We start from the raw sequence: 22,029 nt of genomic DNA on the forward strand, positions 1-22,029 counted from the left end.
CCGCGAGACGGTGGTCACGGGTGCATCCGCGCGCCCTTCAGCACCTTGTCCACCGCGTTCCGCGGCCCGTACACGGCGAGCCCGGCCAGGTCCAGCTCCGCGGTGGGCACGGCGCGGACGGCCGCGCGGTTGTCGCGGTCGTTGCCCGTGGCGAACAGGTCGCTGCGGCTGGGTGTGGGCCGGCTGCACTCCGCCCTGGCCAGGCCCGGCGACGAGCTGGAGGCGGAGAGCCGGCTGACCCTGGTCGGGGAGCGGCTGCGGGACCATCTGCGGCGCCGGGCCGGGGCGCCGCGGGCCGCCCGGGACCCGGGGCTCGCGCGCGAGCTGCGGGAACTGCTCGACGCCCGGGTCGTGGCGGGGGTCTCGCTGGAGGAGGCCGCGCGGCTGCTGCACGCCCATCCCGCCCATCTGGTGCGGGCGTTCAGCACCGCGTACGGCATCCCCCCGCACCGGTACCTGATGTCCCGCCGGGTCGGCCGGGCCCGCCGGCTGCTGCTGGACGGGCTGGCGCCGGGCGAGGTGGCGGCGGTGGCCGGGTTCTACGACCAGGCCCATCTCACCCGGCACTTCAGGAAGCTGGTCGGGGTGACACCGGGGCGCTATCGCGGCAGCGCGCGCTGAGCCCCGTACGGCCGTCGCGGCCGGACGTCCGGGCCGGTGGCGTCAGTTCGCCGGGCGGTCGATCAGGTGCATGAACGCCTCCAGGTTCCGCGTGGACTCGCCGCGGGACACCCGCCAGGCGTACTCCTTGCGGATGGAGGAGGCGAAGCCCAGCTCCAGCAGGGTGTTGAAGGCGCCGTCGGCAGCCTCCAGGACCTGGCCGAGGAGGCCGTCGATCCCGTCCGGGGTGACCGCGGACAGCGGCAGGCGCGCGGTGACGTAGACGTCGCCGAGGTGGTCGACGGCGTAACTCACGCCGTACAGCTTGAGGTTGCGCTCCAGCAGCCAGCGGTGGACGCCCGCTTCGTTCTCGTCGGGGTGGCGGACGACGAAGGCGTTGACGGAGAGGGAGTGGCGGCCGACGAGGAAGGACACCGTCGTGTTGAGCTTGCGGGTGCCGGGGAGTCTGACCACGTAGTTCCCCGGCTCGGGGCTCTCCCACTCCAGTTCGGCGTCCTTGAACACGGCCTCCAGGACCTGTCCGGCCTTCTCGACGTCACCCATGGTGGGAGCGTACGCGACGGCGGTGCGACTGGGTCGCGGCCGCGTAGACGTCGGCGGTCGCCGCGGCGGCCGCGTCCCAGCCGAAGGACCGGGCGTGCCGGGCGGCGGCGTCGCCCATGCGGGTGGCGAGGGACGGATCGTCGGCGAACCGGCCCAGCACGCGCGCGTAGTCGGCCGGGTCGTGGCCCTCGACGAGGAAGCCGGTGCCGCCGTCCCGCACGGCCACCGGCAGGCCGCCGACGGAGGCGGCGAGGACCGGGGTCCCGGCCGCCTGCGCCTCTATGGCGACCAGCCCGAAGGACTCGCTGTAGGACGGCATGACGAGCACCGACGCGGCCCGGAACCAGTCCGCCAGCTGCTCCTGGCCGACGGGCGGGCGGAACCGTACGACGTCCGCGACGCCCAGCCGGGCGGCGAGCTTCTGCAGGCCCTCGGGCTTGGCGAGGCCGCTGCCGCTGGGGCCGCCGACGACGGGGACGAGGATGCGGGAGCGCAGCTCGGGGCGTTCGTCCAGGAGGACGGCCACCGCGCGCAGCAGCACGTCCGGGGCCTTCAGGGGCTGTATGCGGCCCGCGAAGAGGGGGATCAGGGCGTCCTGCGGGAGGTCGAGGCGGGCGCGGGCGGCGGCCCGGCCGTCGGCGGGGCGGAAGCGCTCCAGGTTGACGCCGGGGTGGACGACGGCGACGTTGCCGGGGGCGGCCGAGTAGTGCCGGACGAGTTCGCCGGCCTCCTCCGCGGTGTTGGCGATCAGGCGGTCGGCGGCGGAGACGATCTGGGTCTCGCCGATGACCCGGGCGGCGGGCTCCGGGGTGTCGCCGTCGGCCAGGCTGGCGTTCTTGACCTTGGCCATGGTGTGCATGGCGTGCACCAGGGGGACGCCCCAGCGCTGGGCGGCGAGCCAGCCGACGTGTCCGGAGAGCCAGTAGTGGGAGTGGACGAGGTCGTAGTGGCCGGGGCGGTGGCCGGCCCACGCCTGCATCACGCCGTGCGTGAAGGCGCACAGCTGGGCCGGGAGGTCCTCCTTGGCCAGGCCCTCGTAGGGGCCGGCGTCGACGTGCCGGACCAGGACGCCGGGCGCGAGCTGGACCGTGGGCGGCAGGTCGCCGGCGGTCGCCCGGGTGAAGATCTCCACCTCGATGTTGATCGCGGCGAGCCGCTGGGCCAGCTCCACGATGTAGACGTTCATGCCGCCGGCGTCACCGGTGCCCGGCTGGTGCAGCGGGGAGGTGTGCACGGAGAGCATGGCGACCCGGCGGGGCCTGCGGTGCAGCCGGAGCCGGGACGCGGCGGACGGGGAGCGTCGCCCGAGCCTGCTGACGTACTGGCTCACGTGGCGGTCCTCCTTGCTGCGGGCATGCCGGACGGAGGGCCTGTCTCGCCCTCCAAGGGAGTCCAACAGCGCCCGGGTGCCCAGCCATTTCCGGCCGGGACCGCTTTACCGAATCATTACCCTTGATCGATCAACCGTTCGATGACGGTGTGCGTGGGCAGGGGCAGGACGCCCCTACCCTCGTATGCATGACAGCCCGCGCCGCCTCCCGCCCCGTGGGGAACGTGACGCGCGGGACCACCAACCCCAACCGGCTGCGCCGCATGGACCGCTGGATCGCGGCGACGCACGGCGCGGAGCTCCGGCGTGCCGGGGAACCGGTGGCGGTCGACCTCGGCTACGGGGCCGCGCCCTGGACCGCCGTGGAGCTGCTCGGCCGGCTGCGGACCGTAGCCCCCCGCGCGCGGGTGGTCGGGATCGAGATCGAACCGGAGCGGGTGACGGCGGCCGGGCCGTACGAGCGCGACGGGCTGGTCTTCCGGCACGGCGGCTTCGAGGTCCCCGTCCCCGGGCGCCCGGCGCTCATCCGCGCCGCCAACGTGCTGCGGCAGTACGACGAGGCACAGGTCGCCGCCGTGTGGCAGCGGCTGCGCGCGCGGCTCGCCCCGGCGGGCGGCGGCTCGCGGGGCGGCCTGCTGGTCGAGGGGACCTGCGACGAGATCGGGCGGCGGCACGTGTGGGTGGCGCTCGGCCCGGAGGGGCCGCGGACCGTCACCTTCGCCACCAGGCTGGGTTCGCTGGAGCGGCCCTCCGACCTCGCCGAGCGGCTGCCGAAGGCGCTGATCCACCGGAACGTGCCCGGCGAGCCGGTGCACGCCTTCCTGCGCGACTTCGACCGCGCCTGGGCCGCCGCCGCGCCCTACGCCTCCTACGGCGCCCGCCAGCGCTGGCTCCGCACGGTCCGCGACCTGACGGCCGACTGGCCGGTGACGGACACCCCGGGCCGCTGGCGGCAGGGCGAAGTGACCGTGGCCTGGGCGGCTTTGGCGCCCCGCGTCTGACATCACCCGTTCGGGGAGCCGGGAGCGGAACGATCTCCGCGCGTCGCACGTCACATCGGCGAGGAGATCGTCTTACGGGCGGGGCGCGGGGGGAAACACGACTTCCGACGCCCTCTGTCGCTTTGCGCGCGGCCGTGGCACGATCCCTCGGGCGACCGTAAGTTACTGACGGTAAATCAGTTTGGGGGAAGAGGTATGGGTACGGGCAAGCGCGGTCTGCTCACGGCCGCCCTGACGGTCGTCTGCGCGGTGACCGTGCTCACGGCACCCGGTACGGCGTTCGCGGCCCCGGCGCCGACACCCGCACCGACGACGGGCGGCACACCGACTCCCCCGCCCAGCAAGGACCTTGAACAGGTCCGCGTGAAGCTCGACAAGCTCTACCACGACGCGGCCGTCGCCACCGACGCCTACAACGCGGCCCAGGAGAAGGCGAAACAGCAGTCCGCCCAGATCGTCGCGCTGGCCAAGAAGATCGTCGAGGGGCAGCAGAAGCTGACGAGGCTGAAGGACCAGGCGGGCGCGACGGCCCGCGAGCAGTACCGCAACGGCGGACTGCCGCCCACCGCCCAGTTCCTGTTCAGCAACGACCCCGGCCAGTTCCTCGACGGCGCGGGACTGGCCCTCCAGGGGCAGCATGCGGCCGGCCGGCTCATCAGCGAACTGAGCGTCACCCAGAAGCAGTTGGAGGACTACGCCGACGACGCGGCCGCGCAGTGGAAGAACCTGGACGCGGACCGCAAGGAGAAGGCCGCCGCCAAGAAGAAGATCCAGCAGCAGATCGACGCCGCCGAGAAGCTGGAGTCGAGGCTGGAGAAGAAGGACAAGGAGCGGCTCGCCCAGCTGGAGGCGCAGGCCGCCCTGAAGGCCCAGACCGCCTGGCTGGACACCGGCATACTCAAGAAGATCCACGGCAAGGCCTCCGCGCAGGGCGAGAAGGCCGTGGCGTTCGCCACCGCCCAGCTCGGCAAGCCGTACGTGTGGGGCGCCGAGGGACCCGCGTCCTTCGACTGCTCGGGCCTGACCTCCCAGGCCTGGGCCGCGGCCGGCCGTCCCATCCCGCGCACCTCGCAGGAGCAGTGGAAGCAGCTCAAGCACGTCGACGTCAAGGACATGCGCCCGGGCGACCTCGTCATCTACTTCGACGACGCGAGCCACGTCGCCATCTACGTCGGTGACGGCGCGATCATCCAGGCCCCGCGCCCGGGACGCACGGTGACGGTGGCGGGCGCCGGTTCCATGCCGATCCTGGGCGTCGTGCGCCCCGACGCGTGAGGCAGGTCATGTCCGGCCATGCCCCCGTGATGTGTGCCGTGTGACCCAGTGCACCGCCAACACCGGCCCAAACCCGGGCCCGACGTGAGCTTCGTCATCCCCCCTTCCGGGGCGGGCTGTCCAACTGCGGTATAGAACGCGGCATATGACAAGGGCCTGCTCCGGAGCGACGCGGCTCACACCATTCCATCGGGGTGGGAGCACCCGCTATGGTCACCCGTCGGTGGGTCGAGACCCCTCGACGCCGCCGTGCCCTCGGGGGGAGGGAAGGAACCCAGACCATGCCCGTACCCGTACCGCGGCAGAGAGCGATCCCGGCCGTGGAGAGTGGTCAGGCGCAGGCCGCCTCCGCAGTCGGCGGCCCCCTCAAGGAAGAGGCCCACCGCGACGCCGCGCCCGCGAACGGCACCGGCGCCACTCTCACCCTGCTGCTGATAGAGAACGACCCGGCCGGCTCGCCGATCGTGCCCGACCTGCTGGACTCGGACGGCAAGCCGATCCGCGTCCGCACCGCGCGCAACCTCACCGAGGCCGAGCGGCTGCTGACCGACGACGTCCACTGCATCCTGCTGGACCTGGCGCTGCCGGCGCCGGGCGGCGGCGACCCGGACGACGAGCTGGCGGTGCTCCGGCACGTGCTCCGGCTCGCGCCCCGGCACGCCGTGCTCGCGCTGACCGCCTCCGCCGACGCCGAGCGCGGCGCCGAGGCCGTGCGCGTGGGCGCCCAGGACTACCTGTTCCGGGACGAGCTGGACGGCCGGCTGCTCAGCCGCGCCATCCGGTACGCGGTGGAGCGGAAACGTTCCGACACCGCCGAGCGGCGGCTGGCCGAGGGCAGGCTGCGCGCGCAGGAGAACCGCCGCCTGGAGCGCGGTCTGCTGCCCACCCCGCTGCTGGACGGCTCCTCGCTGCGCTTCGCCGCCCGCTACCGCCCGGGCCGCTCCCGGGCGCTGCTCGGCGGCGACTTCTACGACGCCGTCCGCACCCCCGACGGCACCGTGCACGCCATGATCGGCGACGTCTGCGGCCACGGCCCGGACGAGGCCGCGCTCGGCGTGGAGCTGCGCATCGCCTGGCGGGCGCTGACCCTGGCCGGGCTGTGCGGGGACGAGCTGCTGGGCACCCTCCAGGAGGTGCTGGAGCACGAGCGCGCCGACGAGGAGATCTTCGCGACGCTGTGCACGGTGGACATCGCCCCGGACGGCCGCAGCGCGGGCCTGTGCCTGGCGGGCCACCCGGCCCCGCTGCTGTCCGGCCCCGGCCGGACCGCCCGGCTGCTGCCGTACGACAACAACGGGCCCGCCCTCGGCCTGCTGCCCGGCGCCCGCTGGCCGCGCATGCAGGTGGAGCTGGGCGCCGAGTGGAGCCTGATGCTCTACACCGACGGCCTGATCGAGGGCCGGGTCGGCACGGAGGGCGAGCGGCTCGGCCAGGACGGCATGGTCGACATGATCCGGCGCCAGCTCGCCCAGGGCCTACGGGGCGAGGAACTGCTGCGCGCCGCGGTGAGCGAGGTCCGCGACCTCAACGGGGGCGAGCTGACGGACGACGTCGCGGTGGTCCTGCTGGACCGGACCGGCTGAGACCGGGCCGGGCCCGGCGCCCCCGTGAGGGGGCGCTCAGCGGCCGCCGTTCCAGGGGCCGTACGGGCCGTCGCTGCTGCTTCCGCCGCGGCGGCGGCCCCAGCCGTTGCCGCCGCCGGAGACCTGCTTGAGGGCGGGGCGGACGTCCACGATGTAGACGATGCTCGCGACCACACCGGCGATCGGCAGGATGGACAGGATCGTGAACAGGTAGCTGACCACGAGCGCGATGGCCAGGATGATCAGCCAGAAGACCTTGTTCTGCTTGCCGGCCGCGCGGAAGGCGTCCTCACGCCGGAACGCGGCGTCGAACAGCCCGAACGCGGCGAGGGCCATGAGGATGATCTTCAAGATCCCCAGGAACCCCGCAAAGCCCAACATCAGCATGCTGCCCACCGCCCGTGCCTCCCGGTCCGTGTCCCCATCAGTGCGCGTCCCCCGGTCCGTACGCCGCCACCGTACCCATAGAACGGGCCGGGCACCCCATAGGTGCCCGGCCCGTACGCGCCTCGTTCCGCACGGTCACTTGGCCGGCGGGACCGTCTTCTTCGCCGGGGTGGCCTTGCGGGCCGCCGGAGCCTTCTTCGCGGCGGGCTTGCGGTCCGCGGCGGCGGTGCCGGCCTCGGCGGGCCCGGCGCCCTCGCCCTCGGCCGAGTCGGGCTTGCCCTCGACGACGATGGCCAGGTCCTCGATCTCCTCGGCGGCCTCGCCGCGCCAGGTGCGCACGGTCAGCTCGCCGTGCTCGGCGACCTTCTCGTAGGTCTCCCGGGCCTTGACGGCGTACTCGGCGGCGACGCCCACCCCACGCAGGGCCAGGTCCTGCGCCTGCTCGCCCAGCTTCTTCAGGTCGACGTCGAGGGTGCCGATCAGCTCGTTGACCTTGGCCTGCAGGGTCTCCTGCGCCTCCTTGGCCCGGGCCGTGGCCTTCTCCTGCACCGCCTTCGGGTCGGTGTTGCGCACCTTCTCGATGCGGGACGGCGCCTCGGTGCGCAGCTGCTCGACCAGGGCGGGCACCTTCCGGGCCTGCTGCAGGGCCAGGTCGGCGGTGCCGGCGGCGAAGTAGAGCGGAGTCGGGTCGCTGAGGGTCTTGCGCAGGTCGTCGGTGATGGCCATGGTGATGGTCCTCCCGGATTCGCGTTCGGCTGAGGTTGTGTGGTCCGCGGTGGGCGTCCGGTGCCCTGGTCCGGCGTTATCCGGCCGTCCGCCGCGGGCCGGCATCGTCTGGGTCGGCCGTGCGGGTGCCGCGCACGGCGGTGCCGCCGGTCCCCTCGTCCGTGAGCCCGGCGCCGTTCTCGTCGTCCTCGGCCGCGGCGGGTTCGCCGATCCCGAATCCGTTCTCCTTGCGGAAGGACTCGTAGATCTGGAGCAGCACCTGCTTCTGCCGCTCGTTGAGCGAGGGATCGGCGAGGATGACGGCACGCGTCTCCACTTCGTCCCGGTCCCGCTCGGCGTCGAGGATCCCGGCGCGGACGTACAGCGTCTCGGCGGAGATGCGCAGGGCCTTGGCGACCTGCTGGAGCACCTCCGCGCTGGGCTTGCGCAGCCCGCGCTCGATCTGGCTCAGGTACGGATTGGACACCCCGGCGGCGTCGGCGAGCTGCCGCAGCGACAGCTGGGCGTTGCGCCGCTGCTCGCGCAGGTACTCACCGAGATTGCCGACGTTCAGCGATGCCATGCCTCCACCTTGCCCCACTCCCGCTAACAATTGCAAGCAGCCTGCTTGCAAGAGTGTGTCGCGCCGGTCCCACCGGTGGACGGGCCGGGTTCGGGAACGGTCAGGAATCGAGAAGCGCGGCGGCGCGGGGCGCGGATAGCGTGGCCGGCATGGACGACGCCATCGCATCGCACGCCGCCGACAGCCACGACCTGATCCGGGTGCACGGGGCACGCGAGAACAACCTCAAGGACGTCAGCGTCGAGATCCCCAAGCGCCGGCTGACCGTGTTCACCGGCGTCTCCGGATCGGGCAAGAGCTCGCTGGTGTTCGACACGATCGCCGCGGAGTCGCAGCGGCTGATCAACGAGACCTACAGCGCCTTCGTGCAGGGCTTCATGCCCACGCTGGCCCGTCCCGAGGTGGACGTGCTGGACGGGCTGACCACCGCGATCATCGTCGACCAGCAGCGGATGGGCGCCGACCCGCGCTCCACCGTCGGCACCGCCACCGACGCCAATGCCATGCTGCGCATCCTCTTCAGCCGGCTCGGCCGGCCGCACATCGGCTCGCCCAAGGCGTTCTCCTTCAACGTCGCCTCGATCAGCGGGGCGGGCGCGGTCACCGTGGAGCGCGGCGGGAAGACCGTGAAGGAACGGCGCAGCTTCAGCATCACCGGCGGCATGTGCCCGCGCTGCGAGGGCCGGGGCACCGTCACCGACCTCGACCTCACCCAGCTCTACGACGACTCCAAGTCGCTGAACGAGGGCGCGCTGACCGTGCCCGGCTACAAGTCGGGCGGCTGGAACTACCGCCTCTACACCGAGTCCGGCCTCGTCGACCCAGACAAGCCGATCCGCAGGTACACCAAGAAGGAGCTGCACGACTTCCTGCACCTCGAGCCGACCCGGATGAAGATCGCGGGCATCAACATGACCTACGAGGGCCTGGTGCCGCGCATCCAGAAGTCGATGCTCGCCAAGGACCGGGAGGGCATGCAGCCGCACATCAGGGAGTTCGTGGACCGGGCCGTCACCTTCACCATCTGCCCCGACTGCGCCGGCACCCGGCTGACCGAGGCGGCCCGCTCGTCGAGGATCGGCGGCCTGAGCATCGCCGACGCCTGCGCGATGCAGATCAGCGACCTCGCCGCATGGGTCGCCGGCCTCGCCGAGCCGTCGGTGGCGCCGCTGCTCGCGTCGCTGCGGCACACGCTCGACTCGTTCGTGGAGATCGGCCTCGGCTACCTCTCGCTCGACCGGCCCTCCGGCACGCTGTCGGGCGGCGAGGCGCAGCGCGTGAAGATGATCCGCCACCTCGGCTCCTCGCTCACCGACGTCACCTACGTCTTCGACGAACCCTCCATCGGCCTGCACCCGCACGACATCCAGCGGATGAACGACCTGCTGCGGCGGCTGCGGGACAAGGGCAACACGGTGCTCGTGGTGGAGCACAAGCCGGAGGTGATCGCGATCGCCGACCATGTCGTCGACCTCGGTCCCGGCGCGGGTACGGCGGGCGGCACCGTGTGCTTCGAGGGCACCGTCGAGGGCCTGCGGGCCGGTGGCACCCTCACCGGCCGCCACCTCGACGACCGGGCCGTCCTCAAGGAGTCGGTGCGCAAGCCCACCGGGGCGCTGGAGATCCGCGGCGCCACGACGCACAACCTGCGGGGTGTGGACGTCGACATCCCGCTCGGGGTGCTGGCCGTCGTCACCGGCGTCGCCGGGTCCGGCAAGAGCTCGCTCGTGCACGGGTCGATCCCGGCCGACGCGGGGATCGTCTCGGTCGACCAGGCCCCGATCCGCGGCTCCCGGCGCAGCAACCCGGCGACGTACACCGGACTGCTCGAACCGATCCGCAAGGCGTTCGCCAAGGCCAACGGCGTGAAGCCGGCGCTGTTCAGCGCCAACTCCGAGGGGGCGTGCCCCACCTGCAACGGCGCGGGGGTCGTCTACACCGACCTGGCCATGATGGCCGGGGTCGCCACGACCTGCGAGGAGTGCGAGGGCAAGCGGTTCGACGCGTCGGTGCTGGAGTACCACCTCGGCGGCCGGGACATCAGCGAGGTGCTGGCGATGCCGGTGACCGAGGCGGAGGAGTTCTTCGGGGCCGGCGAGGCGCACACCCCGGCGGCCCACCGGATCCTCGGGCGGATGGCCGACGTGGGCCTCGGCTACCTCACCCTGGGCCAGCCGCTGACGACGCTCTCCGGCGGCGAGCGGCAGCGGCTGAAGCTGGCGACCCACATGGCGGACAAGGGCGGCGTCTACGTCCTCGACGAGCCGACCACCGGACTGCACCTGGCCGACGTGGAGCAGCTCCTCGGCCTGCTCGACCGGCTCGTCGACTCGGGCAAGTCGGTCGTCGTCGTCGAGCACCACCAGGCGGTCATGGCGCACGCCGACTGGATCATCGACCTCGGCCCGGGCGCCGGCCACGACGGCGGCCGCGTCGTCTTCGAGGGCACCCCCGCCGACCTGGTCGCCGACCGCTCCACCCTCACCGGCGAGCACCTGGCGGCGTACGTGGGCGCGTGAGCCGCACGGCCGGCCCGGTCGTCAGCCGGGCCGGCCGAGCCACTCCGCCATGATCGTGAAGTCGGTCGCCGTCAGGCCGTAGCGGTGGTCGACCCGGTGGAGGAGGGCGGAGCCGGGGTGGTGGACGGCGGTCCAGGCGCGGTCGGCCTCGGTGATCTCGTCGTCCACCCAGACGAAGGAACGGCCCGCGGCCCAGGTGACCAGCGGCCGGGTCTTCCAGTGCAGCAGCTCCGGCGGCTCGTCCTCGTCGGGCCATTCCACGACCGGCAGCCGGGGCAGGCCGAGCCAGGGCGCGAGGCAGGTGTTGGCGTCGTCCATCCACGTCGTGGCCCACACCAGCTCGCAGCCCAGCGCGGCGAGACGCGGCCCGAGGCCGGGGTCGACGCGGGACAGCAGGGGGTGGTCACCGGTGGGCGCCGAGGGGCCGCCGTAGACCGGGTACGCGCGGTCCGCCGCCCCGAACGGGATGAGCGGGCCGTCGACGTCGAGGAAGAGCAGCGTCACCGTCCCAGGATCGGCCCGTGGGGCCCCGCCCGGCCAGGGCCCCGCCGACGCGGTGCAGTGGGCACCGGCACCGATGCCGCCTCAGAAGGGCAGCGGCCGGGCGTGCACCACGTCGAGCCGGGACACCGCACGCGTGAGGACGACGTACAGCCGGTGGGCGCCGCGCTCCTCCGCCTCCGCGACGGCGGCCGGTTCGACGGCGACGACGTGGTCGTACTCCAGGCCCTTGACCATGCTCGCGGGCACCAGGGCCAGGCGGGCGCCGAGGACGTCGGGGGCGGCCGGTTCGACGCCGGCCGCGACCAGGGCCCGCCGCAGGCGGTCCACGTCGGCGTCCGCCGCGACGACGCCGACGGAGCCCTCGCGGGCGAGGGCCTCGCGCACGGCGGTCACGGTCGTGCCGGGCACGTCGCCGGTCGGGCGGATGGTCAGCTCGCCGTCGGCGCGCAGCGAGCCGGCCGGGGGCACGGAGACGCCCAGCCGGGGCAGCAGCCGGTTGGCCAGCTCGACGACGGCAGCCGGCACCCGGAACCCGGTGGTCAGCGGTACCACGGCCGCGTCCGGCCGGCCGAGGTGGCGCAGCTGCGCGGCCCAGTCACGGGCGGCCCAGGGGGTGGTGCCCTGGGCGAGGTCGCCGAGCACGGTCAGCGAGCCGAAGGCGGCACGGCGGGCGATCGCCCGGCACTCCATGGGCGAGAGGTCCTGCGCCTCGTCCACGACGATGTGGCCGTACCCCTCGGGGCGTTCGGTCAGCCCGGCCAGTTCGTCCAGGAGGACGAGGTCGGCGGCCGACCACCGCGCCGACCTGTACGAGCGCGGCGGGCGGGGCCACACCAGCGCGGCCCGCTCACCGGGGTCGAGCAGGCCGTCGGCGGCGCGGGCCAGGAGCGTGCCGCCGGTGAGGAGTTCGGCCAGCACCTCCTCGGGGCGGACCCGCGGCCAGACCGCGTCGAGGTGCGCGGTGAGCGCCCGGGCCCGTTCGACGCGGCGCGCCCAGGAGGCGGGCAGCACCCCGGAGTGCCGTTCGGCCCGGTCGCGCAGCCGCCGCACCAGACGGGTGCGCACCCGCTCGCGGCCCACGGCGTACGGGGGGTCCTCGGCACGCACCCCGGCGACGACGGCGGCCACCTCGGCGGCGGGCACCCGCAGCCGGCAGGAGCCGTCCGGTACGACGAGGTCGCCCACGCCGTCGGTCGTCACGCGCGCGTACAGCGCCCGGCGCAGCACCTCGGCCATCCGGGCGTCGTGCTTGGCCGAGGCGGTGGGCGGCGGGTCGGTGCCGGTGACCGGGTGGCGGGCGATCTCGTCCAGAAGGGTGGCCTGGCGCACGCCGGTCTCACCGAGCGACGGCAGCACCTCGGCGATGTAGTGCAGGAAGGTGCGGTTGGGGCCGAGGATGAGCAGGCCGGCGCGCTGGAGCCGCTTGGGGTGGGTGTACAGCAGGTAGGCGGCGCGGTGCAGGCCGACGGCGGTCTTGCCGGTGCCGGGCGCGCCCTGGACGCACACCGAGTCGGCGAGGGCGGCCCGCACCAGGTCGTCCTGGTCGGGCTGGATGGTGGCGGCGATGTCCCGCATGGGCCCGACGCGGGGCCGCTGGATCTCGCGGGCCACGATGTCGCTGGTGCGCGACTCGCCCCGGGCCAGGTGCTCGTCCTCCAGGCCGGTGAGGTCGGCGGAGCGCCCCCGGCCGCCCGGCGCCCAGCCGAACCGGCGCCGTACCCCGACGCCCCGCGGGTCGCGGGCGCTCGCCTGGTAGAAGGCGCGCGAGACGGGGGCCCGCCAGTCGACGACGAGGGGCGGGGCGGCCGGGTCCTCGGTGATCCGGAGCCGGCCGACGTGGTAGCTCTGCCCGCCGTGCCCGGGATCGCGGTCGGTGAAGTCCAGGCGGCCGAAGAACAGGGGGCCGGGCGGGAGTTCGCGCAGCGCCTTGGCCCGGCTGCGCAGCCGGTACCCGAGGACCTCGGCGTCGGCTCCGGAGGCGGACACGTCCTCGCCGACGACGACCTGCTCGGCGGCGCCCTCGACCATCGCGGCGAGGGCGGCACGGCAGGTGTCGTGGTGGGCGCGCTCGGCACGGAGGGCGGCCGTGAGGGCGGGGTCCGGTGCGGTCATGGCGCCAGCGTACCGCCATGTCGTTACCGAGTTACATTTTTAACCGTGTCTCATTCCGGGTCGCGGCCGTCGGACCTCAGCTCCGGCAGCCCCCGCGCCAGCCGGCCGAACGCCCGCCCGGCCGCCCGTACGGCGTCCGGCGCCACCCGGGCGACCGGCTCCCCGGCCGCGATCCGCCGCCAGTTGTCCTCGGCGAGAATGCGCTGGACGGCGATGATCTGCCCGGCGGCCAGCCGCGCCTCGAGGCCGCCCCCGAGCGCCCCGGCGAGCGCCTCCTCCGACCGCCGCTGATGGCCGTACGCCCGCGCCACCAGGGCCGGGGTGCCGTAGAGCAGGGTGTGGAAGGCGAGCACCTGGGGGTGGTCGTTCAGCCCGGTGACCGGGTCCTGCCGCTCCAGCCCGGCGAGGAAGTGCCGGCGCAGCGCGTCCACCGGGTCGGCCGACCCGGCGGCCACCCGCGCGGCCTCGTCCTCGTGGTCGGCGATCCGGTGCAGGACCAGGTCCTCCTTGGCCGGGAAGTACCGGAAGAGGGTCGGCTTGGAGATCCCCGCGGCGGCGGCGACCTCCGCCACCGACACCGCGTCGAAGCCCCGCTCCAGGAAGAGCCGCACCGCGGTGTCCGACACGTCCTGGTACATCCGCTGCCGCTTGCGCTCGCGCAGCCCCATCTCACCCATGGGGCGAGCCTACGCAGCGCCGCCCGGACCGGTCGGCCAGGCCAGGGGCGGGGCGCCGCGCCTGCGGGACGACAGGCCCAGGGACGCGGTGGCCGCGGCCAGGGTCATGGCGTACGACTCCACCGCGCGGCGCACGTTGGGGGCGTCCAGGCTGGTCCCGGTGACCAGCCGGTCGAGGTCGACGTAGGCGGAGCGGACCAGCTCGGTCCACCGGTACACCCGCCAGTCCTCGCGCCAGTTCCGGGTGAACCGCTCCGCCAGCCGGGCCTCCCAGCGCCGGAACATGCGGTCGCGGATCTCCGGCCGCGTGGGGGTCAGGTGCATGTGCCGGACCAGTTCGTACAGCGGGTCGCCGACCAGGGCCATCTCCCAGTCGATGAGGGTGAGCGCCGTGCCGTCGTCGCGGCGCACCAGGTTCCAGGGGTTGAGGTCGCCGTGCAGCAGGGCGGGGTCGCGGTCGGTGACGGTGTGCCGGGCGAGGATCTCGCGCAGCCGGGACGCGTCGGGCAGGCCGAGGAAACGGGCCAGTTGCTGGGACTCCCGGGGCAGCCCCTCGACCAGCGCGACCAACTGGTCGCTGAGCCAGCCGTAGAAGCCGGGCCGGCCGCCCACCGGGTCGATCCCGGCGTGGTCGACCTCGGTCAGCGCGGCCAGCTGGTCGACCAGGCAGTCCGCCTCGTGCGGCCGCAGCCCGTGCACCGGGTGCTCGGGGCGGCGGCCCAGGTCGCGGGCACCCTCGTAGGTGTGGACGGCGAAGCGGTCGCCGCCGTAGTGGTGGTCCGGGTCGGTGGCGTGGCTCCGGCCCAGGGCCAGGACCCGGGGCGCGGCCACCGGGACCCCGGACCGCTCGATCGCCGCGAGGACGGCGTGCTCGCTCAGGAAGCTGCGCTCGCGCCGCAGCAGGACGGTCACCTCGCGGCGGACGACGACGGGGAAGGCGGCGCCCGGGACGCGGATCACGGTGTTGAGGTGCGCGGCCCCCTTGAACACCCGGTCGGCCGGGGCGGCGCCCTCCAGGAACAGCGCGTCGGCGACCGCCTCGTGCGGGAAGTCCCGGCGCTCGGGCACCCGCCGGTCCGGCACCCAGCCGATGCTGCGCGGGCGCCTGCCGGGCCGGCAGGCGCCGCGCCGGAAGAGGACCCGCTCGATCTCGGGCTCCCCCGGCACCCGGCCCAGCCGCAGCGGCTCGGTGGCCGCCCCCAGCGCGTCGCGCACGGTCGCCGTCGCCCGGCGCAGGCTCTCCGGGTCGAAGGAGTGCTCCAGGGTCCGGGCGGCCCGGATGACGTCGGCGTAGAGGGACTGCGCGTGTTCGAACGCGAGGTAGTGGCGCAGGTCCCGGCCGAATCCGGCCACGGCTGCGGGCCGCACCCGGCGCACCGCGTCGGACCAGGCGTCCACCACCTCGTGCCACTGGTGGTCCGGGTAGCGCATCCGCACCAGATGGACCGCGAGGTCGTGCAACGGGTCGCCGAATCCGGCCAGTTCCCAGTCCACGCAGTGCAGCGGCGGGGTGCCGGCGGACGGCAGCACGAGGTTGCCGCGGTGCAGGTCGCCGTGGAGCAGGCCGTACGGCCGCCGGGTCATCGCCGGCACCCGGTCGGCGAACCGCAGCAGGGCGTCCTCGGGCACGCCGAGGGCCGTGAACAGGCCGCCGTACCGGCGCCAGTTGGGGCGCCGGATCTGCTGGTCGGAGAGGTGGGCGAGGGTGCGCAGGAAGCCCTGGGAGTCGGTGTGGTTGCGCGGCCAGCCCTGCGGCAGGGGCGGCAGCGCGCCGCCGCGCACCTGGACGATGGCGGCGAGCAGGTCCGCGAGGTCCCTCAGGAGCGGTCCGTCGACGGGTTTGCCGGGACCGCATACGTCGGCCAGCACCCGCCCCTCCACATGGCTGTGGACGGCGTACCCGTCCCCCGCGGCCAGGCACTGCGGCACCTGGGGCAGCACCCGGTGGACCGCGCGCAGGATCTCCGGCTCGCTCGGCCAGGTCCGGATCACCACGGGCACCACGTCCGGCCGCGGCAGCCGCACGGTCACCAGGGTGCCCGGCGCCCTGCCCAGCAGCCCGGCGAGCGGCTCGGTCAGGGGCAGCACATGGTTGCGGTGGTGGAAGCCGGCGCTCCCCCCGCCGGCCGCGGCGGCACGGGCCACGAACGCCTGGACGGCGGCTTCCGTCCGAACTCTGCCGGCGTGCCCCCCGGCCGCGGCACGGGGAACAGGCGGTGCGCCCACTGGCCGCTCCGGGGTCGATCGCGCGATAAGGAAGGGTCGGGCACGGGTACGGCGTCTCACGGACACGTCGGGGGACATGCCCGGGGCGACACGGTTCCCCGGTGGTGGCCGGTGCGGCCTGCGAGGCGCGGTGGAGTGGCCCGGCGGGTGGTCCGCCACTCGTCCGTGCCAGGCCCCCGGCCGGGACCGGCTCGTCGCCGCTCCCCGCGCACGGGTACGCACACGTCCGAGCGGTGGCCCGGACGTGTCGGCATGCTAGCCGACCGGACGCCCGCTCCGGAGCAACCTCAGCAAGGGCTCGAGCGACCGTACGACCTGTTCGGCGCCCGCCGCCCGCAGGTGCTTCTCCTTCGTCTCGTTACGCGCGTAGCCCAGGAAGGGAACGCCCGCGTCCCGGGCCGCGGCGAGGTCCGAGGGCGCGTCGCCGATCATCAGGGCGGCCCGGGCGGCCGCGCCCATCGCGCTGAGCGCGCGGACCAGGCAGTGCGGGTCCGGCTTGAGGTGGTGCAGATGTTCGGTGCGGCCGTACAGGTGGGGGGCGAAACAGCCGGCCAGGCCCCGGGTCTCCAGGTAGGTGCGCACCACGCGGGGCGAGTTGTTGGTGGTGACGGCCAGCCGGGCGCCGACGGCCGTCCAGGTGCGGATCAGCGGGTCGGCGTAGGCGGTGGGCAGTGCGGAGGAGGCGGCCCGCAGCTCCTCCTGGGTGAGCCGTTCCTCCAGCCCGGCCACCAGGTCGCTGCCCGGGCGCCGGCGGCCCACCGCGCGCAGCACCACCTGCGGGTCCAGCGTCTCCCGTTCGGTCTCGGTGAGCAGCCCGTGCAGGCCCTGCCCCTCCAGCCACGCCACCAGGTCGGCGGCCACCCGCTCGGCCTTGTGGGTGGCGAACAGCCGGCAGATGGGCCCGTCGAAGTCCCACAGCACGACCCGGGCAGAAGTGATCAGTCCACGAAGCTTCTCGGTCTCGTTAGCAGCAGAAGTCATACCGGAGGACGCATCAGAAGTCGCATCAGAAGTCACTAGGAGAGTGTCAGGTCCGTCGTGATGGTTTCCCAGAGGGCGTCGAACCACTTCTGCGATTGCTCCACGAACGCCGCGTCCCGCTGCCCGGACCGCCGCTCGAAGGAGAACAGCAGGGACTCGGAGCCGACGGCGTCGAACATCTCCAGCGTCCCGGTGTCGGTGGGCTCCGCCCGGCGCATGATCATGTAGTGGGCGAACAACGCCTCGGTCCCGTTGAGCAGGTACAGCTTCACCGGCGGGGTGAACGGCAGCGCCCGGAAGGTCACCTGGACGTCGATGTCGTGGGTGCCGCGCAGGGCCTGCAGGTTGTACTGGAGGACCTGGCCCTGGGCGTTGCGCATCGCCAGCCAGCGCTGGTGGACGGCGTCGTCGGCGCGGCCCGCGTCGACGGAGACCGGGAAGGCGAGGTTGATGTCCCGGGAGGGCAGCAGAACGCGGGCGTCGATCCGGTCCGGGCGCAGCCGCCCCTCGTGGATCAGGCGCAGCGGCTCACCGAGGGCGGGGATCAGGCTCTGCGCGGTCAGGCAGACCGCGTCGATGCGCACATGGGGGGCCGCGAAGGCCTCGGTCAGCCGGGGCGCGAGGGCCACCATGGTCGGCTGCGGCTCCTCCGGGGCCGACTGCGGCCCGGCGATCCGCGGCGGACTGCCCTTGCTGACGTGGGTGAGCAGACCGTCCTGCTGAAGTGCCCGCAGGGCCTGGCGCACGGCTCCGCGCTCCACGCCGAACTCCTCGGCCAGCTCGGCCTGCGTGGGCAGCCGCTCGCCCGGCCGCAGGACGCCGGCGCGGATGCGTGCGCGCAGGGTGTCGGCGATCTCCTGCGGGCTGCGCCTGCTGCTCCCGTTCACTGCCACGTGCTCCTGGGTCACGACCAAACGCTACAACTCGGATCCATCTGAGGGGAGTTGCCCGGAAGTTGTTTATGAACTACTGCCAAGTGGGGACAACTTAGTTGGAGTTGGTTGCCAACTTTTGCAAGTTGGCGGAACTTTTGCCTCCCACCGGCACCCGAAGGGGGAATCGCCGTGCCCGCCCTCGCCCTCCTCTCCGCCGTCCTCGTCGTCGGCTTCGAACAGATCGTCCAGTGGAAGTACGGTGCCGCCGGCATCGTCGGCCTGCTGCTGCTCTCCGTGGGCGTCAAGGCCCGGAGCCCGGCGGTCAGCTCCGCCGGGGCCGTCCTGCTCGCGCTGCTCCTCGCGGGCCCCGTGCTGTGACGGCACGGGGCGCTACGACGTCAGCACCAGATCCGAACTGATCGTCTCCCACAGGGCGTTGAACCACAGATGGGACTGCTCCACGAACGTGGTGTCCCGCAGCCCCGCGCCCTGCGGGAACGCGAACAGCATCGAGCGCGTGCCGTCGGTGTCGTACAGCTGCAGGTACTCGTGCCCGATCTGCCGCTCGCGGCGCTTGAGCGTGTAGTACGCGAAGAGCGCCTCGGACCCGTTGAGCAGGTACAGCTTCACCGGCGGCGTGAACGGCAGCGCCCGGAAGGACACGCGCACGTCGATGCCGTGCGTGGTGCACAGCGCCAGCAGGTTCTGCCGCAGCACCATGCCCTGGGCGTTGCGCTGGCTCAGCCAGCGCCGGTGCAGCAGCCCCCCGTCGTCGGCGTCCACCGGCGCCGGGAACGCGAGGTCGATGTCACGGCTGGGCAGCAGCACCCGCACGTCGATCTTGGCCGGTTTCAGCCGGCCCGCGTGGATCTGCCGGAGCGGCTCCCCGACGGCCAGCGTGAGCGACACCGAGGTCAGGCAGATCGCGTCGATCTCCACGTGCGGGGCGGCGAAGGCCGCCGCGATGCGCGGGGCCAGACCCACCATGGTGGGCTGGGGCGGCGCCGGGGGGCCGGGCACCGGACGCGGGGTCCCGGGACCGGCCGCCACCGTGGCCGGGCTGCCCTTGGAGACGTTGGTGAGCAGTTGCTCCGACTGCAGGATGCCCAGCGCCTGGCGCACGGCCCCGCGCTCCACACCGAACTCGACGGCCAGCTCGGCCTGCGTGGGCATGCGCTGACCCGGCCGCAGCTGTCCGGACCTGATCCGGCTGCGCAGTTCGTCGGCGATCTCGCCGTGGGACGCGTGGGGCCGCTGTGACCTCGTCCGTCCATTGGCGGAGGCGTGCTCCGGGTCCACGGACAAACCCTACAACTTCCCGCCATCTTGCGGCAGTTCGGCGACAGCTGGTTATGAGCCGCCTTCCAACGGAGATAAGTACAGTGAAGTTGGCTACCAACTCGCACGACATGGTCGAGCTTCCCAGTGGTTGGCCGACCGGGCTCCCCTCCGGAGGGGAGCCGGGAGCCCGGACAGGGGACGGCCACCGAAGCGCACAGTCACAACTGAACACGCCATCGCACAGCCACAACTGAACACCGCAGAGCACAGCCACAACTGAACAGCTCGCTACGGATGAACGGTCAGGGCCACCGGGAGAAGGGAGCCGTCAGAAGATGTCCGGGCACCACGGTCGTCCGGACGAGCGGAACAGGGCGTCGGCCTTCCGGGCGGCGCCCTCTCGTTCTTCCCGGACCCGCCCCAGCGCGGCGAGCCGGAGCAGCGACTCCCCGCCGAGCCACACCGAGGCCAGCTCGCGCACGTCCAGCGTGAGATCGGCGCCCGCGGCGCCCGCCGGCGAGCAGGAGGCGCCCTCGGGCGAGGCCTCCAGCCGGAACCGCCCGCCGGCGAGCCCGGCGCCGTCGGCGACCTCCAGCACCAGCGTCCCCTCCCCCTCGTACGTCCGCGCCTCCAGGGCCCGTACGACGTCCAGGATCCGCACCCACAGCCAGTCCGCGTGATCGGTCACCCGGGCCGCGCGCGGGTCGGGGAGGAGGTCGGGCAGCAGGTCGTCGGGGCCGCGGTAACCGCTCTTGACCTTGGTGATCCAGTCGATCGAGCACAGGTAGTGCCACAGCGCGCGCTCGGCCGCAGGGGTGGTCGCGATCAGCTTCTGCACGGCGGCGGTCTGCTCCGGCTGCTTGCCGTGCCAGGTCTCGTCGGACCTGTACGACACCAGGCCCTCGACCTCGCCGCCGGGCGCGCGGTAGACGGCGTGGAACGGCTCGGTCCACGTGTCGTGGAAGCGGACCGCCCCGGTGTGCATCCGCCACCACAGCTCGTCGCGGCTGACCGCGCCGGGCCGGGCGCGGCGGAACCGCTCGAACAGCTCGGGGCCGAGCTTGCGCACGTCCTCGCCGTCCACCAGGTCGATGCGGCCGCCGTCCGCCGGACCCGACCAGCGCGGGTCGAGGCCGGCCCGGGTGACCTCGACGGTCCACTGGGTCGTCCAGGTCGCGGGACCGAAGCCGTACCGCCCGTAGATCGGGTACTCGGCGGCGATCAGGGTGGCGACGACGTCACCGCGCTCCTTCGCCGCCGCGAGGTCCTGCCCCATCATGCGGCTCAGCAGGCCACGGCGGCGGTGGGTGGGGCTCACGGTGACGTTGGAGATCGCGTCGGCGGGGACCGGCGCGCCGCCCACCGCGGTCAGCTCCTGCGCGAAGGAGCGGAAGGTGGCGACGCACCGGCCGCCGTCGAAGGCGCCGAGCAGCCGGCCCGGGACGAACTGCGCGCGACGGGCCTCGAGTTGCTCGGAGGATATGACGGGGGGCTGCAGGAACCCGACGGACAGGGCGCGCTGCCAGTCCTCGAACTCGGCCTCGGTGACGGTGCGGACGTCAATCATGGTGTCACCGTAGGCGGGCGGCCCGGCGCCTGTCGTCCGCATTACCAGGTCGTACGCCCCCCGGCCCCGCTCACAGCAGCAGGTCGTCCACCTGCGCCTCGCCCTCGCGGTACCTGCGGGCGATCTCCCCGCTGCAGTCGTCCGCGGTGTGCTGCAGCCGCGCGCGGCGCCGGGACACCTCCTGCTCGTACCGCACCAGGCGCCCCATCGCGGTGGTCAGTTCGAGGTCGGTGCGCGCCCCGAGGTCGCTCAGCTCGACCTCGCCGAGCATCTCGGCGGCGAGCTGCCGGTACTCCTCGTTGTGCGGGGTGCCGAGCGTGACATGGCGGGCCGAGGAACGCTGCCGGGCCGGGGCGTCCTTGAGGATCTCCGGGAGCCGGTCCACCACGGAGCCGTCCGCGGGCGCCGGCACGGCCGCCCGGCCGCGCCTGGCCAGCTCCGCGCGCAGGATGTCGATCCGCCCCTGCAGCAGCCGCCGCACATAGCTGAGGTCCGCCTCGTCGCGCTGGGCGTCGCGGCGCAGGGTGCGCAGTTCGGGCAGGCTCAGCGGGGCCAGGTCGTGCTCGGGCGGCTCCGCGGGCGGCGCCGGGCCGTCGGCGCGCTGCGCGGGCGGCCGGTACGTGCCCGGCGTGCTCAGCCGACCGCTGGTGCTCGGTGTGCTCATCTGGTTCTGACCGTCCCCTCGACCGGCGTGTGACAGCATCGTGCCACCCCAAGTGGCCGCTATGTGACCGAGTGCCCCCGAACGGCCCCAGATGGGGGGTAAGGGATCCATAGTGGACCGCCGGTGGACGCGCGCCGGGCACCCGGCATGATGGTCCGCATGCGTGCGGTGGTGCAGAGGGTGGACGGCGCGAGCGTCGTCGTCGACGGCGAGACGGTCGGCGCGATCGAGGGCGAGGGGCTGTGCGTCCTCGTCGGGGTGACCCACGAGGACACCAAGGAGAAGGCGGCCCAGCTGGCCCGGAAGCTGTGGTCGGTCCGGATGCTGCACGACGAGCGGTCGTGCAGCGACATCGACGCCCCGCTGCTGGTCATCAGCCAGTTCACCCTGTACGGGGACGCGCGCAAGGGCCGCCGCCCGACGTGGAACGCCGCCGCGCCGGGCGATGTCGCCGAGCCGCTGGTGGACGAGGTGGTGGCCCGGCTGCGGGAGCTGGGCGCGACGGTGGCCACGGGCCGCTTCGGCGCGCAGATGCGGGTGTCCCTGACGAACGACGGCCCGTTCACGGTCCTGCTGGACATCTGACCAGCGCGCG

At 73.7% G+C, this 22,029-nt stretch carries 20 protein-coding genes and 2 pseudogenes; 7 read left to right on the forward strand and 15 right to left on the reverse strand.

Annotation, left to right across the window (positions count from 1 at the left end):
* Positions 1-14 precede the first annotated feature (14 nt).
* Positions 15-164 (reverse strand): annotated as a pseudogene (locus tag ACZ7FF_RS28275) (DUF2000 family protein); the annotation flags it as partial.
* On the opposite strand from ACZ7FF_RS28275, the pseudogene ACZ7FF_RS28280 reads away from it, so the two are divergent.
* Positions 163-621: pseudogene (locus ACZ7FF_RS28280) on the forward strand (helix-turn-helix transcriptional regulator); the annotation flags it as partial. The pseudogenes ACZ7FF_RS28275 and ACZ7FF_RS28280 overlap by 2 nt on opposite strands.
* A gap of 42 nt (positions 622-663) precedes the next feature.
* On the opposite strand, the gene ACZ7FF_RS28285 reads toward ACZ7FF_RS28280, so the two are convergent.
* On the reverse strand, positions 664-1,164 hold the full coding sequence (locus ACZ7FF_RS28285; protein ID WP_470815434.1) for a type III secretion system chaperone family protein: 501 nt from the start codon (positions 1,162-1,164) through the stop codon (positions 664-666).
* Positions 1,157-2,494: a D-inositol-3-phosphate glycosyltransferase gene (gene mshA / locus ACZ7FF_RS28290; RefSeq protein WP_470815436.1), complete on the reverse strand. Its 1,338-nt coding sequence runs from the start codon at positions 2,492-2,494 to the stop codon at positions 1,157-1,159. Before mshA ends, ACZ7FF_RS28285 begins: the two co-directional genes overlap by 8 nt.
* Before the next feature lie 188 nt (positions 2,495-2,682).
* On the opposite strand from mshA, the gene ACZ7FF_RS28295 reads away from it, so the two are divergent.
* From ACZ7FF_RS28295 to ACZ7FF_RS28305, 3 genes are all read left to right on the forward strand, one after another.
* Complete coding sequence (locus ACZ7FF_RS28295; protein ID WP_470815438.1) at positions 2,683-3,495, forward strand: class I SAM-dependent methyltransferase; 813 nt, start codon at positions 2,683-2,685, stop codon at positions 3,493-3,495.
* 195 nt (positions 3,496-3,690) lie between these two features.
* The gene (locus ACZ7FF_RS28300; protein ID WP_470815440.1) at positions 3,691-4,770 is read left to right on the forward strand and encodes a C40 family peptidase; all 1,080 of its coding nucleotides are present in this window, start codon (positions 3,691-3,693) and stop codon (positions 4,768-4,770) included.
* A 281-nt stretch (positions 4,771-5,051) separates the two neighbouring features.
* The gene (locus tag ACZ7FF_RS28305) at positions 5,052-6,353 is read left to right on the forward strand and encodes a PP2C family protein-serine/threonine phosphatase (RefSeq protein ID WP_470815442.1); all 1,302 of its coding nucleotides are present in this window, start codon (positions 5,052-5,054) and stop codon (positions 6,351-6,353) included.
* A 36-nt stretch (positions 6,354-6,389) separates the two neighbouring features.
* Here ACZ7FF_RS28305 and ACZ7FF_RS28310 read toward each other — a convergent pair whose 3' ends face one another.
* The 3 genes from ACZ7FF_RS28310 to ACZ7FF_RS28320 all read right to left on the reverse strand — a co-directional run bounded on the left by ACZ7FF_RS28310 (position 6,390) and on the right by ACZ7FF_RS28320 (position 8,028).
* Positions 6,390-6,740, reverse strand: a complete 351-nt coding sequence (locus tag ACZ7FF_RS28310; RefSeq protein ID WP_470815444.1) for a DUF2516 family protein — start codon at positions 6,738-6,740, stop codon at positions 6,390-6,392.
* 135 nt (positions 6,741-6,875) lie between these two features.
* Positions 6,876-7,466 (reverse strand): hypothetical protein, encoded by a 591-nt coding sequence (locus ACZ7FF_RS28315; protein ID WP_470815446.1) that lies wholly within the window; start codon positions 7,464-7,466, stop codon positions 6,876-6,878.
* A gap of 76 nt (positions 7,467-7,542) precedes the next feature.
* Entirely contained in the window at positions 7,543-8,028 is a 486-nt protein-coding gene (locus ACZ7FF_RS28320) for a helix-turn-helix domain-containing protein (RefSeq protein ID WP_470815448.1), read from the reverse strand.
* Between the two features lie 149 nt (positions 8,029-8,177).
* On the opposite strand from ACZ7FF_RS28320, the gene ACZ7FF_RS28325 reads away from it, so the two are divergent.
* Entirely contained in the window at positions 8,178-10,547 is a 2,370-nt protein-coding gene (locus ACZ7FF_RS28325) for an ATP-binding cassette domain-containing protein (protein ID WP_470815450.1), read from the forward strand.
* A 21-nt stretch (positions 10,548-10,568) separates the two neighbouring features.
* Here ACZ7FF_RS28325 and ACZ7FF_RS28330 read toward each other — a convergent pair whose 3' ends face one another.
* The 6 genes from ACZ7FF_RS28330 to ACZ7FF_RS28355 all read right to left on the reverse strand — a co-directional run bounded on the left by ACZ7FF_RS28330 (position 10,569) and on the right by ACZ7FF_RS28355 (position 17,961).
* Positions 10,569-11,051 carry an HAD domain-containing protein gene (locus tag ACZ7FF_RS28330; RefSeq protein WP_470815451.1) on the reverse strand — a complete coding sequence of 161 codons (483 nt, stop codon included), beginning with the start codon at positions 11,049-11,051 and terminating at the stop codon, positions 10,569-10,571.
* Positions 11,052-11,132: 81 nt separating this feature from the next.
* Positions 11,133-13,163: a HelD family protein gene (locus tag ACZ7FF_RS28335; protein WP_470815453.1), complete on the reverse strand. Its 2,031-nt coding sequence runs from the start codon at positions 13,161-13,163 to the stop codon at positions 11,133-11,135.
* 50 nt (positions 13,164-13,213) lie between these two features.
* Entirely contained in the window at positions 13,214-13,840 is a 627-nt protein-coding gene (locus ACZ7FF_RS28340) for a TetR family transcriptional regulator (protein WP_470815455.1), read from the reverse strand.
* Positions 13,841-13,849: 9 nt separating this feature from the next.
* Positions 13,850-16,066 (reverse strand): phosphotransferase, encoded by a 2,217-nt coding sequence (locus ACZ7FF_RS28345; RefSeq protein ID WP_470815457.1) that lies wholly within the window; start codon positions 16,064-16,066, stop codon positions 13,850-13,852.
* Between the two features lie 255 nt (positions 16,067-16,321).
* Entirely contained in the window at positions 16,322-17,047 is a 726-nt protein-coding gene (locus ACZ7FF_RS28350) for an HAD family hydrolase (RefSeq protein ID WP_470815458.1), read from the reverse strand.
* Between the two features lie 35 nt (positions 17,048-17,082).
* Complete coding sequence (locus ACZ7FF_RS28355; RefSeq protein ID WP_470815459.1) at positions 17,083-17,961, reverse strand: winged helix-turn-helix domain-containing protein; 879 nt, start codon at positions 17,959-17,961, stop codon at positions 17,083-17,085.
* Between the two features lie 150 nt (positions 17,962-18,111).
* Between ACZ7FF_RS28355 and ACZ7FF_RS28360 the strand changes: the two genes are divergently transcribed.
* The gene (locus tag ACZ7FF_RS28360; protein ID WP_470815460.1) at positions 18,112-18,300 is read left to right on the forward strand and encodes a hypothetical protein; all 189 of its coding nucleotides are present in this window, start codon (positions 18,112-18,114) and stop codon (positions 18,298-18,300) included.
* Positions 18,301-18,312: 12 nt separating this feature from the next.
* Here ACZ7FF_RS28360 and ACZ7FF_RS28365 read toward each other — a convergent pair whose 3' ends face one another.
* The 3 genes from ACZ7FF_RS28365 to ACZ7FF_RS28375 all read right to left on the reverse strand — a co-directional run bounded on the left by ACZ7FF_RS28365 (position 18,313) and on the right by ACZ7FF_RS28375 (position 21,434).
* Complete coding sequence (locus tag ACZ7FF_RS28365) at positions 18,313-19,227, reverse strand: winged helix-turn-helix domain-containing protein (protein ID WP_470815461.1); 915 nt, start codon at positions 19,225-19,227, stop codon at positions 18,313-18,315.
* Between the two features lie 304 nt (positions 19,228-19,531).
* Positions 19,532-20,770: a GNAT family N-acetyltransferase gene (locus ACZ7FF_RS28370; RefSeq protein WP_470815462.1), complete on the reverse strand. Its 1,239-nt coding sequence runs from the start codon at positions 20,768-20,770 to the stop codon at positions 19,532-19,534.
* Positions 20,771-20,840: 70 nt separating this feature from the next.
* Entirely contained in the window at positions 20,841-21,434 is a 594-nt protein-coding gene (locus tag ACZ7FF_RS28375; protein WP_470815463.1) for an RsiG family protein, read from the reverse strand.
* 159 nt (positions 21,435-21,593) lie between these two features.
* Between ACZ7FF_RS28375 and dtd the strand changes: the two genes are divergently transcribed.
* Entirely contained in the window at positions 21,594-22,019 is a 426-nt protein-coding gene (dtd, locus tag ACZ7FF_RS28380) for a D-aminoacyl-tRNA deacylase (RefSeq protein WP_470815464.1), read from the forward strand.
* The last annotated feature ends 10 nt before the right edge of the window (positions 22,020-22,029 follow it).

The sequence above is a fragment of the Streptomyces sp. NPDC037126 genome (genome assembly GCF_055605965.1).